The sequence below is a fragment of the Micromonospora sp. NBC_00858 genome (assembly GCF_045207365.1).
In the GTDB taxonomy this organism is placed as follows: domain Bacteria; phylum Actinomycetota; class Actinomycetes; order Mycobacteriales; family Micromonosporaceae; genus Micromonospora.
Genome location: NZ_CP108828.1, coordinates 6,332,566 through 6,347,249, shown reverse-complemented (window position 1 = coordinate 6,347,249; position 14,684 = coordinate 6,332,566). Strand labels below are relative to the sequence as shown.

The 14,684-nt window shown below is 70.1% G+C and carries 11 protein-coding genes; 5 read left to right on the top strand and 6 right to left on the bottom strand.

Annotated features, from left to right (window positions below):
- Positions 1-18: 18 nt before the first annotated feature.
- The 3 genes from OG990_RS29675 to OG990_RS29665 form a co-directional block, all read right to left on the bottom strand.
- A complete protein-coding gene (locus OG990_RS29675) occupies positions 19-1,521 on the bottom strand; it encodes a glycosyltransferase family 87 protein (RefSeq protein WP_386986265.1) in 1,503 nt (500 codons plus the stop codon).
- A 126-nt stretch (positions 1,522-1,647) separates the two neighbouring features.
- Complete coding sequence (locus OG990_RS29670) at positions 1,648-4,542, bottom strand: transglycosylase domain-containing protein (RefSeq protein ID WP_406077858.1); 2,895 nt, start codon at positions 4,540-4,542, stop codon at positions 1,648-1,650.
- Between the two features lie 197 nt (positions 4,543-4,739).
- A complete protein-coding gene (locus tag OG990_RS29665; protein WP_328421972.1) occupies positions 4,740-5,183 on the bottom strand; it encodes a DUF5318 domain-containing protein in 444 nt (147 codons plus the stop codon).
- Positions 5,184-5,359: 176 nt separating this feature from the next.
- Between OG990_RS29665 and OG990_RS29660 the strand changes: the two genes are divergently transcribed.
- Both OG990_RS29660 and OG990_RS29655 read left to right on the top strand, forming a co-directional pair.
- Positions 5,360-5,998 carry a PadR family transcriptional regulator gene (locus OG990_RS29660; RefSeq protein ID WP_030331823.1) on the top strand — a complete coding sequence of 213 codons (639 nt, stop codon included), beginning with the start codon at positions 5,360-5,362 and terminating at the stop codon, positions 5,996-5,998.
- A gap of 23 nt (positions 5,999-6,021) precedes the next feature.
- Complete coding sequence (locus OG990_RS29655; RefSeq protein WP_328421975.1) at positions 6,022-7,101, top strand: inositol-3-phosphate synthase; 1,080 nt, start codon at positions 6,022-6,024, stop codon at positions 7,099-7,101.
- Positions 7,102-7,193: 92 nt separating this feature from the next.
- Here the strand turns inward: OG990_RS29655 and OG990_RS29650 are convergent, their stop codons facing one another.
- Both OG990_RS29650 and OG990_RS29645 read right to left on the bottom strand, forming a co-directional pair.
- Positions 7,194-8,132, bottom strand: coding sequence for a hypothetical protein (locus OG990_RS29650; protein WP_386986255.1), 939 nt, complete (start codon positions 8,130-8,132; stop codon positions 7,194-7,196).
- Positions 8,133-8,246: 114 nt separating this feature from the next.
- Positions 8,247-8,726 carry a methylated-DNA--[protein]-cysteine S-methyltransferase gene (locus OG990_RS29645; protein WP_406077857.1) on the bottom strand — a complete coding sequence of 160 codons (480 nt, stop codon included), beginning with the start codon at positions 8,724-8,726 and terminating at the stop codon, positions 8,247-8,249.
- Positions 8,727-8,897: 171 nt separating this feature from the next.
- On the opposite strand from OG990_RS29645, the gene OG990_RS29640 reads away from it, so the two are divergent.
- Both OG990_RS29640 and OG990_RS29635 read left to right on the top strand, forming a co-directional pair.
- Positions 8,898-9,419: a hypothetical protein gene (locus OG990_RS29640; RefSeq protein WP_328426191.1), complete on the top strand. Its 522-nt coding sequence runs from the start codon at positions 8,898-8,900 to the stop codon at positions 9,417-9,419.
- Positions 9,420-9,446: 27 nt separating this feature from the next.
- On the top strand, positions 9,447-10,982 hold the full coding sequence (locus OG990_RS29635) for an SPFH domain-containing protein (RefSeq protein ID WP_328421981.1): 1,536 nt from the start codon (positions 9,447-9,449) through the stop codon (positions 10,980-10,982).
- A 67-nt stretch (positions 10,983-11,049) separates the two neighbouring features.
- On the opposite strand, the gene OG990_RS29630 is transcribed toward OG990_RS29635, so the two are convergent.
- Positions 11,050-12,510 carry a CCA tRNA nucleotidyltransferase gene (locus OG990_RS29630; RefSeq protein WP_328421983.1) on the bottom strand — a complete coding sequence of 487 codons (1,461 nt, stop codon included), beginning with the start codon at positions 12,508-12,510 and terminating at the stop codon, positions 11,050-11,052.
- 126 nt (positions 12,511-12,636) lie between these two features.
- Here OG990_RS29630 and murJ point away from each other — a divergent pair, with 126 nt between their 5' ends.
- Positions 12,637-14,394 carry a murein biosynthesis integral membrane protein MurJ gene (murJ, locus tag OG990_RS29625; RefSeq protein WP_406077856.1) on the top strand — a complete coding sequence of 586 codons (1,758 nt, stop codon included), beginning with the start codon at positions 12,637-12,639 and terminating at the stop codon, positions 14,392-14,394.
- Positions 14,395-14,684 lie beyond the last annotated feature (290 nt).

The following is a 14,684-nucleotide window of genomic DNA, read 5'->3' as shown; positions in this document are numbered from 1 at the left end:
CGGGGGAGCCCGCGCGGATCAGGTGGTGGTGGCCGGCTCGGGTGCGGGCTTGTTCGCGGGACGGCGCCATCGATCCAGCCAGGGCTCGTCGGGCGCGCCGTCGAGCACGCCGCCGTCCGGATCGTCGGCATAGGTGGCCCGTACCGCGTCCCGCTCGGGGTGCAGGATCTCCTGGACGACCAGCACGCAGAGCACCACCACGGTGGCCAACCGCAACGTCGATGCCAGCACGAACACACCCTCCGGGAACACTGGTCGGCTGGTCGCCGCGCCTAGCAGCTCACCGTAGAAGGCGACGAAGTAGCAGATCTCGGCGAACTGCCAGGCCAGGATGGCGCCCCACTTCGGCCGGGCCAGCACCACCAGCGGCAGCAGCCACAGCACGAACTGCTGGGACCAGACCTTGCTGAAGATGAGGAACGCGGCGACGACCAGGAAGGCGAGCTGGGCCAGCCGCGGTCGGCGTGGCGCGCGCAGCGCCAGGACAGCCACGCCGAGGCAGGCCAGCCCGAAGAGGGCGTACGAGATGGTGTTGAGGGTGGGGATGTTGACGTTCAGCCACTCGAACGGGCCGAGCCGGGTGGGGTCGCCGCCAACCTTGCCATCCAGGTAGCGCCCGATGTACCAGAGCGTTCCCCAGTCAATGGGCCGGGTGCTGTTCAGCTCGAAGAACCGGTCCCAGTTCTCCGGGTACGCCAGCGCGGCCGGCAGGTTCACCAGCACCAGGGCGGCAATGGCGCTGCCGACCGCGATGAGCGCGGCCCGTAGCCGGCCGGCCCGCAATGCCAGCACCAGGATCGGGCCGAGGATGAACAGCGGCCAGAGCTTCGCCGCACCGGCGAGACCGAGCAGCACGCCAGCCAACGCTGGCCGTTTCCGAGCCCAGGCCAGCAGGCCGAACGCGGCCAGCCCGATGGCGAGCAGGTCCCAGTTGACGGTGGCGGTGAGCAGCAGCGCCGGGGCGAGCGCGAACAGCGCGGCGTCCCAGGGTCGTCGGCGGCGCAGCGCAAGGATCACCGCCACGGTGGCGACCGCGAGCGCACCCAGCACCAGTGCGTTGAGGTTGTAGAACCACTGACCCTGGTTGATGCTGGGATCGCCGTCGCCGAGGGCGTGCACCGGCAGGCCCAGCGCCCCCATGAAGTACCCGGTCAGCACGGGATATTCGACCGGGTGGTCACGGTAGGGCACCTTGCCCTCGTTGAGCCCTTCGGCGTAGTAGAGGGCGAGCACGTCGGTGTAGCAGAACCGGGTGTACTGCTCGTTGTTCTGCCAGGCGCCGTCCTGGCACGGCGACTTCTGCACCCAGTGCAGGGCGAGGGTGAGGCAGGCCAGCGCCAGCACGATCCGGACGGCGGTCCAGAACCGCCGCTCCCCGCCGGCCGGCCGGTCCAGCGCCGTCGCATGGTCGCCCAGCGGCCCGCCGATCACGCCGGAGATGCCGCGGACGAACCCGTCGGAGCGGGACGGGTGGTCGGTGGTTCCGGCGTCGTCGATGCCGGGCGTCGACTGGGTGCTCATGAAGAGGCATCCTGCCGTACGACCGGGGTGCTCGTCCCGTCCCGGCGCGCCAGATCCGGGTACGGAAACGCCGCCGCCGGCCGGACAGGTCGTCCGGCCGGCGGCGGCGTCGTGGAGCGGGGCGGGTCAGTCCCGATTGGTCGGTGGCAGGCTGGGCAGTAACCCACCACCACCGCCACCTGTCCCGGGCCCGCCGTTGCCGCCGCCGTTGTTGCCGCCGTTGCCGCCGCCGTTGTTGCCGTCGGTGCGCGGGCAGAACGGGTTGGTCAGCGGGTCACAGGCCGGCAGGCCGGGCAGACCCGGCTGACCTCCCGGCGGGGTCGGGGGCGGCGGTGCCGCCTCGCCGTTGCCGGAGTTCGCGTCGCCGATATTCGCCGCAGGCGGGAAGTCGAGCTTCTCCTTGCCCTTCAGCGCCTCGTCCATGAACCGCTCCCAGATGTCACCCGGGAGGTTGGAACCGCTGACCTTGCGCTTGTCCTTGAGGATGAGTGGCTTCCGGTCCTTCACGTTGCCCACCCAGACCGCCGTGGCCAGCTGCGGCGTGTAGCCGATCATCCAGGCGTCGCCGTTGTCGGAGCTGTCGCCCTTGAGTTCCCAGGTGCCGGTCTTGGAGGCGGCCTTGCGGCCGTCATCGAGGCGGTGGTTGACGGCGGCCGGATAGTCCTTCAGCACCGACGTCACGTCGGCCACCACGTCCTTGTCGATGCGTGGCTGGGAGTCGAGCTTCTCGCTGCCCTTAGCCACCTTCTCCCACTTGCCGGTGTTCGGGTTCTGCTTCTCCACCGAGTAGAGGAAGTGCGCCTTGTTGTAGACACCCCCGTTGGCGAAGGTGGCCACACCGTTGGCATGGTCCAGCACCGTGATCGGGTACTGGCCGTAGCCGACCACGTTGAAGAACGGCTCCGGCGTGATGGCCTTCGGGTCGGCCTTGGTCAGGTCGTACGCCTTCGCCGGGTTGGTGTCGGTGCGCCACATGGTGGTGACGCCGGCCTGCTTGGCCATGTCCACCACCTTGTCCGCGCCGATCTCCTCAGTGACGTGGTAGAACGGCACGTTCAGGGACTTGAGCGTGGACACCTTGAGCGTGCAGGAGTTGCCGCAGGAAGGGTTGTCGACGCCGGCGTTGCTGACCTTGAACTTGGTGCCCTCCGGGGTGAATGCCTTGCCCTTCCACCGGGACTCGAGCGCCTTGTCGGCCTTGAGCGCGGCCGCCAGGGTGTAGATCTTGAAGCTCGAGCCGGGCGAGTGACCACCGCTGATCGCCCCGGTGGAGTCGGTGTTCTTGCCGGCGTAGTCGGTGCCCGTGCCGTTGTCACCGCCGTAGTAGGCGAGCACCCGACCGGTACCCGGGTCGATCGCGACCACCGCGGCCATGAGGTTGCTCGGCTGGCCGGCCAACTCGGAGCCCTTGGTCTTCCGCTGGGCCGTCTCGACCGCCGCCTTCTGCATCTTGGTGTCGATGGTGGTGCGGATCCGGTAGCCGCCGGCCATCAGCGCCTGGGAGCAGAGCGGCTTGGTGTCGGTCACCTGCGTCTCCTTGTCGACGCAGATGCCCCTGTCGCGCATCTCCTCCCGGACGTAGTTGATGACGTTGCCGTACGGCGTGTCCACGCCGAAGTCGACGCCGATGCCGCCCTTCTTCGGGGCCTTGATGTTCTTCGGATAGGCGGTGGGCCGCTCCGGCTTGCCGGCCACGCCCAGCCAGCCCTCCTTGACCATGCCATCGATCACGTAGTTCCAGCGATCCTGGGCGGCGGTCGGGTTGATCGCCGGGTCGTACCCCTGGTGGCTGGAGCTCGGCTCCGGCTGCTTGATCAGGGCGGCGAGCACCGCGCCCTCGTCGGGCTTGAGCGCGCTCACCGACTTGCCGAAGTAGGTCTGCGCCGCCGCCTCGATGCCGTAAGCGCCCCGGCCGAAGTAGATCACGTTGAGGTAGTGCTGCATGATCTGCGGCTTGGTGTACTCGTCGTTCAGCTTGGAGGCGAGGATCGCCTCCTTCACCTTCCGGGCGTAGGTGTCGTCCTTCAGGTTGTCGTAGGCGTTGCGCGCGTACTGCTGGGTGATGGTGGAGGCACCCTGCTTGTCGCCGCCGGAGAGGTTGTTCCAGCCGGCTCGGGCGATGCCCTTGTAGTCCACACCCGAGTGCCGGTAGAAGTTCCGGTCCTCGGCGGCAGCCACCGCGTCCTGCACCCACTGCGGGATCTGCTCGATGGTGACCAGGGTGCGGTTCTGATCGCCCACCTTGGCAATCGGAGTCTTGTTGTCGAACGCGTACAGGGTGGTCGCCTGCGGCGGGGTGATCTCATCGGGCAGCACCACGTTGGTCGAGTAGTAGGTGAACCCGACCACACCGACACCGGCGAGCATGATGAAGACCGCGAAACCGGCGATCAGCAGGTTCATCCGCTTGCGCTTCTTCGCTCGGGCCGCCCCAGCCGGGTCACCCGCACCGCGACCGCCCCGACCACCACGACCCGGACCGTTCGGCCCACCAGGCCCGCCGGGGCCACCCGGGCCGCCGGAGACCGGTGAGACGCTCGCCCGCGCGACCGCGGCCCGGCCGCCCACCGAGGCGGAGCCGACGCTGGCCCGGCCCGCCGAGGCGGCGCCGACGGACGCCGCGCCGACCGTGGCCCGACCCGCCGGTGCACCCGGGGCCGGGGACACGGGCACCGAGGCCCGGCCTGCGCCGGCGCGACCCACACCCGGTGCCGGGGACACCGGCACTGAGGCCCGCCCGGCCCGGCCTGGCGTGGCCGAACCGACTGAGGCGGACCCGGCGGTGGTGCCGCGCGGCGGGACCGAGGCCGAACCACCAACCGAGGCCCGCCCACCGGCTGCCCGCGGTGTCACCGAGGCGCGACCGGGGGATGCCGGGGCCTCCGAGGCCGACCAGCCACTCCCGCGAGAGTCACCGCCCGGTCGGCGGTACGCGTCGTCCACGCCCCGTCCGGGGTCGCCGTCCGGGCCCGGGTACTGGGCCCGCCCGCGCGCAGAACTGGGATCGCCGTACGAGTTCATTCCTCACACCCTGCCGGTCGCGGTGGGGCGCGACTGCGCCGCCACCGGGTTGCCGTGAGTTGCTTCACCCGGGACGCCGGCACGGGGGTGCCGGTTCACCGGGGTCATTGCAGTATCAATCGGGCCAATCAGACCAACGAGCGGTCGGCCGTCCCGGGTCATGTCTACGGCCCCGGGGCCGGTCCAACCAGCTGAGATCACCGTTGCGCCTCTCGCCTCCGCCGACCGGTGCCTCCGGCACCTGCCGCGTCCTGCTCGCCGTCGCCGTCGCTGCTGAGACCGTCCCGACCGAGCAGGTACTGCTCGACGAGATGGTTCCAGTCACAGCCGAGGCACACCTCCACCACGAAGACCTGGAACTCACGCAGCGTCATCGCCAGCACGGGCAACTCGGTCAGTGTCCGAGCTTGGCCGGCGGACTGCTTGAGTTCGTCACCGTAAATGTAGTGGACGTTGGTCAGGTTCTCGCTGCGACAGATGGGGCAGCGTCGGTCGGTCGGCTCGCCGTGGAACCGGGCAGCGTTCTTCAGGTACGGGGATGCGTCGCAGACGTCGTACGTGCCGACCCGGCCGGCCAGGAGCTCACGCAGCACCGCTCGCTTCTGAAGCGAGTAGTCGACGACCTGGCGCTGCGTACGCATGCGGAGAAGGGTACGCGGTCCGGCTCGACCAGGCGACCACGGTCACGATCCGTGACAGCAGCATCTCGAAACGAGGGTTTGCCCTGACCCCCCGCGACCCGCTAACGTGCGATGTATCGGTCCGATACATCGCGGCGGTTACCACTCCGCGCCGGGGGTAAAGAGAGGATGGCGTAGTGCTCGAGTTCGCCATCCTCGGCCTCCTGCAGGAGTCTCCTATGCACGGCTATGAGCTGCGCAAGGAGCTGACCGCCAAACTCGGCGCGATCCGGGCGGCGATCAGCTACGGCTCGCTCTATCCGACCCTGCGCAGGCTGCAGGCGGCCGGATGGATCACCGAAGCCGCCGAGACACCCGCCACCGCCGAGGAGGTTCCCGCGCTGACCAGCCGACGAGGTCGGGTGGTCTACAAAATCACCGCGGAAGGCAAGGAACGCTTCGCCCAGCTGATCGCACAGGCCGGGCCCGAGACGTACGACGACACGGGCTTCGGGGTGCATTTCGCGTTCTTCGCCCGGACCGACCAGGCGACCCGCCTGCGCATTCTGGAGGGTCGCCGCCGCAAGATCGAGGAGCGTCGCGAAGGGCTTCGTGACGTGCTGGGCCGGGCGGCCGAGCGCCTCGATGCGTACACCCTGGAACTACAGCGCCACGGCCTTGACGCCTGTGAGCGCGAGGTCCGCTGGCTGGAGGAGCTCATCGCCAACGAGCGCTCCGGCCGAGCCCCGACGGTCCCGAACATCGGGACGGCCGGCGGCCGACGAGAAGACAACAGCCCGCCTCCGCCTGGAGAGACCAGGAATGAGCGGCCGTGACAGAAAAGAAGGAGGCAGACGCTATGGGCTCCGTCCGCGTCGCCATCGTCGGTGTGGGTAACTGCGCCTCGTCCCTGGTTCAGGGCGTCGAGTACTACCGGAATGCCGACCCGAACGACCGCGTCCCGGGTCTCATGCATGTCGCCTTCGGCGACTACCACGTCTCCGCCGTCGAGTTTGTCGCGGCGTTCGACGTGGACGCCAAGAAGGTGGGCATGGACCTCGCGGAGGCGATCGTCGCCAGCGAGAACAACACCATCAAGCTCTGCGACGTGCCGCCGACCGGCATCAGCGTGCAGCGCGGTCCGACCTTCGACGGTCTGGGCCAGTACTACCGCGAGATCGTCGAGGAGTCCGACGCCACTCCCGTCGACGTGACGCAGGCACTGCGCGACGCGCAGGTCGACGTCGTCGTCTGCTACCTGCCGGTCGGCTCCGAGCAGGCCGCCAAGTTCTACGCCCAGGCAGCGATCGACGCCGGCTGCGCGTTCGTCAACGCCCTGCCGGTCTTCATCGCCTCCGACCCGGAGTGGGCGAAGAAGTTCGAGGACGCTGGCCTGCCGATCGTCGGTGACGACATCAAGAGCCAGGTCGGTGCCACCATCGTGCACCGCGCCCTGGCGAAGCTCTTCGAGGACCGCGGCGTCGAGCTGCTGCGCACGTACCAGCTCAACTTCGGCGGCAACATGGACTTCATGAACATGCTGGAGCGCAAGCGGCTGGTCTCGAAGAAGATCTCGAAGACCCAGTCGGTCACCTCGCAGATCCCGCACGAGATGAGCAAGAGCGACGTGCACATCGGCCCGTCGGACCACGTGCCGTGGCTGGACGACCGCAAGTGGGCGTACATCCGCCTGGAGGGCCGCTCGTTCGGTGACACCCCGCTCAACGCCGAGCTCAAGCTCGAGGTGTGGGACTCTCCGAACTCGGCCGGCGTCATCATCGACGCGGTCCGGGCCGCGAAGATCGCGCTGGACCGGAAGATCGCCGGCCCGATCCTGTCGGCCTCGTCCTACTTCATGAAGTCCCCGCCGGTGCAGTACGCCGACCACGACGCCCACCAGGCCGTCGAGGAGTTCATCGCCGGTGAGGTCGAGCGCTGACCCGCTGAGCACCAAGCACGGCCGAGGGCCGGGTCCGTACGGACCCGGCCCTCGCCGCGTTCACTGCCTCGTCGCCGCGTACGGCGACCGGCTCACTTCCAGCTCGGCGCCGTGGTCATGGCCTTGGCAGCCCGCTTCGCCTTACGCTGCTCGAGCGTCTCGGCGCTGCGCGCCGTCGCGCTGGCGGACATCGGCAGGATGGCCGGGTTGACCGAGCCGACGCCCACCACGAACGCCACCACGTCGATGATGATGTGGGTGGTCCGGGCCGCGTAGACGGAGATCCAGTCCTGCTCGTAGCCGATGCCCGACATGAACGAGTTCGCGACCACCTGGTTGGTCAGGTAGTTGATCGACGAGAAGCTCGTCGGGCGCGGGCCGCCGTACGGGAAGATCTGCACGAAGCCCGAGGCGACCGCGGTCGTCACGGTGAGGTTGCCGAAGAGGGCGTCCCCGAGGAAGACGAAGTCGCTCAGGTCGACGTGGATGGTCTGGCCGTCACGCAGGCGACCCGAGCTGTCCAGCGTGGTCGACGAGGCGTTCCTGATCCGCGTACGCGACGACGCCGAGCGGGTGTCGATGACCCGCTGCGGCGTGATCGGAACGATCTGGTTCGAGTTGCCGGTGGTGTGCACGTACTCGAGGTACTTGCCGCCGCCGAACTCGGCGACCACCTGGAGGTTGCCGTAGGTGTCCATGCCGATCGAGCCGCCCAGCGAGTCCGGGTTGAGGACCTCGCCGCTCGGCGTCAGCCGCAGCGCCGGCCGGGCCAGCACCGTGCCATCCCCGGCGGTGGTGGTGCTCGTGTTCCCCAACTGCAGGGTGGGGCCAGCCGCAGTGCTGGTCAGCGTGGTGGTGGTGGCACCGGCGGCGTTGTTCGCGCCCTGGACCACCGGGTCACCGGGTGCAGCCTGAGCCGGCGCGGCGACGGCGGCGCCCACCACGGTGGTGCCGGCGACGCCCGCGGCGACGGTGCCAGCGCGGCGCAGCAGCCGGCGGCGGTCGACGGTCTTGTCCTGCTTTTCGGTCATCGGTCCCCCGCAAAGTCGGTGAAATGACGCCCGATCATGACGGTTGCAGAGGGGTGTCCACATCGACCGATCGGACGATAAGCATGGCTCGGTTCGATCCGGCGGACGGGTCGGTCAGGACCATGCCTGTTGCAGGGCCACCCGGGCCTCCAACTCCAGCAGGTGCACCTTGCGCGGCAGGCCACCCCCGAAGCCGACCAGCCGCCCACCGGCGCCGACGATGCGGTGACACGGGACGATGACCGGGATCGGGTTCCGGTTGCAGGCCACGCCCACCGCGCGGGCCGCCCCGGGGTCGCCGACCCGGCGCGCCACCTCGCCGTAGGTCAGCGTCTCGCCGTAGGGGATCAGGGTCATCTCCCGCCACACCGCCCGCTCGAAATCCGACCCGCGAGGGATCGACACCGGGACGGTGAAATCGGTCAGCTCACCGGCGAAGTACGCCCGCAGCTCGGCGATGGCCTGCCGGGACAATTCGTGGTCGGGCTCGTCGGCCGCCGCGTCGACCCGGCCGAAGTGCGCGCCGCAGACGCTCGCCCCGTCGCTGGCTACGGAGAACTCGCCGATCGGTGAGTCGAGCACGGTCCAGCGCATCGACCCATTGTCCCCGACCCCGGCCGTGGATGGCCAATCCCGACCACCACCGTCTCGCCGCACGCCAGTCCACGCCGGCCCGGTGTCGCTACGGGCCGCCGCAGTACCGGCCGAGCGGTAGATCATCTTCGCGTCCGGCCGAGCCGTTGGACGTTGCGCGACGTCGATACCGTGCTGGTCGTGGCCACGGGGACGCTCATCTTTCTGATCATCGGCGGTGCGGGCGTCGGGGTGCTGGCGCTCGCCCTGCTCGGCACCGAACTGTTCCACTTCGGGCACGCCAACGTCGACGGGCCGATCTCGACCGAGACGGTCGCCGGCTTCGCCGGGGCGTTCGGGTTCGGCGGGGCCATCGTCAACGAACTGGTCGGTGCGCGTACCCCGGGCATGATCGCGGGCGCGGCGGCCGGTGGCCTGCTCGCCGCAGTGCCCACCGGCTGGCTGGCGTCCCGGCTGAGCCGGGCGGCCCGGAACATGCGCACCGACCCCACCCCCACCCGGGACGACCTGGTCGGCGCGCTCGGCCTCGTCGTCACGCCGGTGCCGGTCGACGGCTACGGCGAGGTCCGGGTACGCGTCGCCGGCCAGCCGGTCAAGCTCAACGCCCGCGCCGACCAGCCGATCCCGGTCGGCGCCCAGGTCTTCGTCGTGCAGGCGCTCAGCGAGACCAGCGTGCACGTCGAGACCTACTGACTCCTCTTCGCAGACAGGACTCCTTATATGCCCCTGTTAATCGCCATCGGTGGCGCGGTACTCCTCATCCTCATCCTGGTGTTCTTCGTGCTCTCCCGGATCAAGGTGGCCGGGCCGAACGAGGCGTTCATCGTCACCGGCCGCAAGGGCCGCACCACGCAGACCGCCGACGGTGGCCGGTCGACCGACATGTCCGGTCAGAAGGTCGTGCTGGGCGCCTCGGTGTTCGTGCTGCCCGTGGTGCAGAAACTCCAGTCGCTCGACCTGTCCAGCCGGCGGATCGACGTCGGCATCCGGGGCGCGGTGAGCAAGCAGGGCATCCGCACCGACCTGCACGGCGTGGCGATCGTCAAGGTCGGCGGGACCGAGGACGCGATCCGGGCCGCCGCCCAGCGGTTCCTGCACCAACAGGACGAGATCGACAACTTCACCCGGGAGGTGCTGGCCGGCGCGCTGCGCTCGATCGTCGGCCGGCTCACCGTTGAGGAGGTGATCCGGGACCGGGCGGCGTTCGCCAGCGCGGTGGCCGAGGAAGCCGAGCACTCGATGACCAACCAGGGCCTGGTGCTGGACACCTTCCAGCTCCAGGACATCCTCGCCGAGGGCTCCTACCTGCAGGACCTGGGCCGGCCCGAGGCCGCCCGGGTGCTCAAGGACGCGGCGATCGCCGAGGCGCGGGCCCGGCAGCAGGCCGAGCAGGAGCGGCTGCTCGCCGAGGAGGCCATCGCCGAGGCGAACCGGAACCTGTCCCTCAAGCAGGCCGGCATCCAGGCGGAGATCGACGCCGCCAAGGCGAAGTCGGCGGCGGCCGGGCCGCTCGCCCAGGCGGAGCGGGACCAGGCGATCCTCTCCGAGCAGCAGAAGGTGGCCGAGCGCAACGCCGAACTCAAGCAGCGCCAACTGGACACCGAGGTGCGCAAGCCGGCCGACGCCGCCCGGTACAAGGTGGAGCAGGAGGCCGAGGCGGCCCGCAACGCGGCGGTGCTGCACGCGGACGCGCAGCGGCAGTCGGTCATCGCCGCCGCGCAGGCCTCCGCCGAGCAGGCCCGGCTCACCGGTGAGGGCGAGCGGGCCCGGCGCGCCGCGCTCGCCGAGGCGAACGCGATCGAGGGTGCCAAGGAGGGTGAGGCCGAGCAGCGCCGGCGCTCTGCGATCGCCGAGGCGGTCGAGCGGGAGGGACAGGCCGAGGCGGCTGCCATCCTGGCGAAGGGCCAGGCCGAGGCGGACGCGATGGCGCGTAAGGCCGAGGCGTTCGCCACGTACGGGGAGGCAGCGGTGTTGGACCTGCTGGTCAAGGTGCTGCCGCAGGTGGTGGAGGCCGCCAGCGCTCCGATCGGGGCGATCGACAAGATGACCGTCATCTCCACCGACGGTGCGTCGTCGCTGACCAGGTCGGTGGCCGGCAACGTGGCCCAGGGGCTCCAGCTCGGCAGCGACCTGACCGGGGTCGACCTGGCGGGCCTGCTGGCCCGGCTCAGCTCGGCGTCCACCCCGGTCGGCAACAGCACCTCGGCCGGCAAGGGCACCGCCTCGGTGGACGGGACGGCTGTCGAGACGCGCTGACGCCGTTACGCCGACGGGCGCCGCTCCCGCGATCGGGGGCGGCGCCCGTCGTACGGGTCGGCTCCGGTCAGTCGACCAGGCCCTCGGCGCGAGCCCACCGCAGCAGCTCCGCCTCAGCGGCGTCGCGGTCCAGCGGGCCGTGCTCCAGGCGCTGCTCCTTGAGGTGCTTCCACGCCCGCCCCACCACCGGTCCCGGCGGTACGCCGAGCAGCTCCATGATCGCGTTGCCGTCGAGGTCGGGGCGGACCCGGGCCAGGTCCTCCTCGGCCTCGATCCGGGCGATCCGCTCCTCCAGCGCGTCGTAGTCGGCAGCGAGCTGGGCGGCCTTGCGCCGGTTGCGGGTGGTGCAGTCCGAGCGGGTCAGCTTGTGCAGCCGGGGCAGCAGGTCACCAGCGTCGGCGACGTAGCGGCGCACCGCCGAGTCGGTCCACTCGCCCCGCCCGTACCCGTAGAAGCGCAGGTGCAACGCGACCAGCGCGGTCACCTTCGCCGTGACCTCCTTGGGGTACCGCAGCGCCTTCATCCGGGCCTTGGTGAGCCGGGCGCCGACCACCTCGTGGTGGTGGAAGCTGACCCGGCTGTCGGAACCGACCGCCTTGGTCGCCGGCTTACCCACGTCGTGCATGAGGGCGGCCATCCGCAGGATGAAGTCGCAGCCGTCCTCCTCGAAGGAGACCGCGTTCTCGACGACCGTCAGCGTGTGCTCGTAGACGTCCTTGTGCTGGGCGTGCTCGTCGATCTCCAGCTTCAGCCCGGTCAGCTCAGGCAGGAACCGCTCGGCCAGCCCGGTGTCGACCAGCAGCCGCAGCCCGGTGATCGGGTCGGCGCCGCAGAGCAGCTTGGTGAACTCGTCGCGGATCCGCTCGACGGTGATCCGGTCCAGGTCGGCGGACATCCGGCTCATCGCCGAGTGCACGTCCGGGTGCACGGCGAAGCCCAACTGCGCGGCGAACCGGGCGGCCCGCAGCATCCGCAGCGGGTCGTCCCCGAACGACTCACCGGGGGTGCTGGGGGTACGGATCACCTTGGCAGAGAGATCATCCAGCCCGCCGTGCGGGTCGGTGAACCGGTGCTCCGGCACGCTGACCGCCATCGCGTTGATGGTGAAGTCGCGGCGCTTCAGGTCCTCGGTGAGGTTGGTGCCGTACACCACCACCGGGTTGCGGCTGACCTGGTCGTACGACTCGGCGCGGAAGGTGGTGATCTCCAGCCGGAGGCCGTCGCGCTGAGCCCCGATGGTGCCGAACTCCCGGCCGGTCTCCCAGATCGACTCGGCCCAGCCCTTGATGATCCGCAGCGTCTCGTCCGGGTGCGCGTCGGTGCAGAAATCGAGGTCGTCCCCGAGTCGGCCGAGCAGGGCGTCCCGTACCGAACCGCCCACCAGGTGCAACTCGTGACCGGCGCGGACGAACCGGCGGCCCAACTCGTCGGCGACCGGGGAGACCCGGAGCAGTTCGGCGACGGCGTTGCGCTGCGCAGCGGTGAGTTCGCGGCGGTCGGCGGCGTGGGAAGCGGAGGCGTCGGACATGGGATCGCCAGCCTATCGGGCACGGCCCGCATCCCGTCCGCCGGGCGCGGGTAACGGGTACCGGTTGACTATGGTCTGTGACGTGCGGGTCGGTGCCCGGCTCGACGTACCCCTTGGAGGCTGGAGATGAGCGGCGGGCTCTACCGCAGCGCGAACGCCGCGCACGACGGCGGGCCCGGGGCCGGCGGGCGCCCGGGGGACGGCGCCACGTTCATCTCCGCCGAGCCGTTGAACCAGCCGGCCATGGAGTCGACCGCGCCGCCGCAGGAGCAGGTGGCCGAGGCGAGTGCGGCGACCAACAGCGCGGTGATGGCGATCGGCAGCCTGGTCAGCCGGGGCACCGGCTTTCTGCGCACGCTGGCGCTGACCGCAGCGCTCGGCGGCGCGCTGGTCGGTGACGCGTACACCACCGCGCAGATCCTGCCCGGCATGGTCTACGAGTTCCTGCTCGGCGGCATCCTCACCAGCGTGCTGATCCCGGTGCTGGTCCGCCGGCGCCGGGCCGACGCCGACGGCGGCCAGGCGTACGCCCAGCGGTTGCTGACCCTCGCGGTGCTGGCCCTCGCCGTGGCGGCGCTGGTGGCGGTGGCCTTCGCCTCGGTGTTGACCTCGCTCTACGCCAGCAAGAAGACGGGGGGCGACTTCCGGGAACTGGTCACGGCGCTCTCGTACCTGATGTTGCCGATGATCTTCTTCACCGGCCTCAGCGCGCTAATCAGTGCGGTGCTCAACACCCGGGGGCACTTCGCCGCGCCGATGTGGGCGCCGATCCTGAACAACATCGTGGTGATCGGCACCGCGGGGTTGTACATCGCGATCTTCGGTGCGGAGATCATCCGCCCCGAGCAGATGACCACCGGCCGAATCCTGTTGATCGGCGGCGGCACGCTGCTCGGTGTCGCGATCCAGGCCGCCGGGCTACTGCCCTCGCTGCGCAAGGTCGGCTTCCGCTGGCGGTTCCGGTTCGACTTCCGCGCCCTCGGGCTGCGCGAGCTGGGACGCCTCGGCGGCTGGATGTTCTGTTACGTCGCGGTGAGCCAGGTCGGCCTGATCGTCCTGTTCAACCTGCTCAACCGGGCGGGCAAGGAGAACGCCGCCGGCCCACTCATCTACAACAACGTGTTCCTGCTGCTGATGATGGCGCACGGCATCATCGCCGTCTCGATCATCACGGCGCTGATGCCCCGGATGAGCGCGGCCGCCGCCGACGGCCGGTACTCCGACGTCGCCGCCGACCTGTCCCGGGGCACCCGCACCGTCTCGGCCGTGCTCGCACCGATCGCGGTCTGCTACGCGGTACTGGCCACTCCGCTGGCCGTGGCGCTGTTCCGCTACGGCGCGTTCAGCGACGAGAACGCGGCAGACACCTCGCTGGTGCTCCTGCTCGCGGCGCTGGCGCTGGTCCCGTTCGCGATCAGCCAGCTCTTCACCTTCGCCTTCTACGCCCTGCCGGACACCCGTACGCCAGCGCTGATCAACATTCCGGTGGTGGCGTTGCGGATCGGCGTGCAGGTGGTGCTCTACGTCGCCTTCGCCGCCCACTTCGCCGCAGCCGGCATGATGATCGGCAACGCCGTCTCCTATCTGGCTGCGGCATTCGCCTCCGCGTGGCTGCTGCGGCCCCGGATCGGGCGGATCGGGATGGGCGCAATCCTGCGCACCCTCGGCCGGGTGGCGGTCGCCGCGTTGGGTTCCGCGCTGGTCGGGTTGTTGGTGGTGAGCCTGCTGCCCGGTGGCGACACGCCGAGCTGGATGCAGGCCGTGGTGCAGCTCGTGATCGGCGGCGCGGTGATCGGCGGGACCTACCTGGGGCTGGCCACGCTGCTGCGGATCGGGGAGATCACCGAGGTGGTCGGCATGGTCCGCCGCCGACTCGGTCGCTGAGTGCAACAGTCCACACACGAAGAGTTGGTGTTGTACGGACCGTAACCGCGGATCATCAGGGCTGGGGACGCGCTTGTGGATAACTCCGCGATTCGCCGGTCAGCAAGCGGATCGGCCTGTGGATAACCAACCGTACGGCTGAGCGTGCCGGTCCGTTCGGTGGGAACATGGCGGTTGGCGGGAGCGCCACCCCGGGGCTCGGCCCCGGCGTCGGTCACTTGCGGTGAAGCCGTAGATTAGCTAGTACATGTGCCAGCAACGTGGCTGACAACGGTCGTAACCGGACGACT

What these genes read in the sequence shown, in the direction of transcription:
- OG990_RS29650 (WP_386986255.1), bottom strand. Translation starts at nt 8,132, where the DNA reads ATGACCGAAAAGCAGGACAAGACCGTCGACCGCCGCCGGCTGCTGCGC.
- OG990_RS29670 (WP_406077858.1), bottom strand. Translation starts at nt 4,542, where the DNA reads ATGAACTCGTACGGCGATCCCAGTTCTGCGCGCGGGCGGGCCCAGTAC.
- OG990_RS29635 (WP_328421981.1), top strand. Translation starts at nt 9,447, where the DNA reads ATGCCCCTGTTAATCGCCATCGGTGGCGCGGTACTCCTCATCCTCATC.
- OG990_RS29665 (WP_328421972.1), bottom strand. Translation starts at nt 5,183, where the DNA reads ATGCGTACGCAGCGCCAGGTCGTCGACTACTCGCTTCAGAAGCGAGCG.
- OG990_RS29675 (WP_386986265.1), bottom strand. Translation starts at nt 1,521, where the DNA reads ATGAGCACCCAGTCGACGCCCGGCATCGACGACGCCGGAACCACCGAC.
- OG990_RS29655 (WP_328421975.1), top strand. Translation starts at nt 6,022, where the DNA reads ATGGGCTCCGTCCGCGTCGCCATCGTCGGTGTGGGTAACTGCGCCTCG.
- murJ (WP_406077856.1), top strand. Translation starts at nt 12,637, where the DNA reads ATGAGCGGCGGGCTCTACCGCAGCGCGAACGCCGCGCACGACGGCGGG.
- OG990_RS29630 (WP_328421983.1), bottom strand. Translation starts at nt 12,510, where the DNA reads ATGTCCGACGCCTCCGCTTCCCACGCCGCCGACCGCCGCGAACTCACC.
- OG990_RS29645 (WP_406077857.1), bottom strand. Translation starts at nt 8,726, where the DNA reads ATGCGCTGGACCGTGCTCGACTCACCGATCGGCGAGTTCTCCGTAGCC.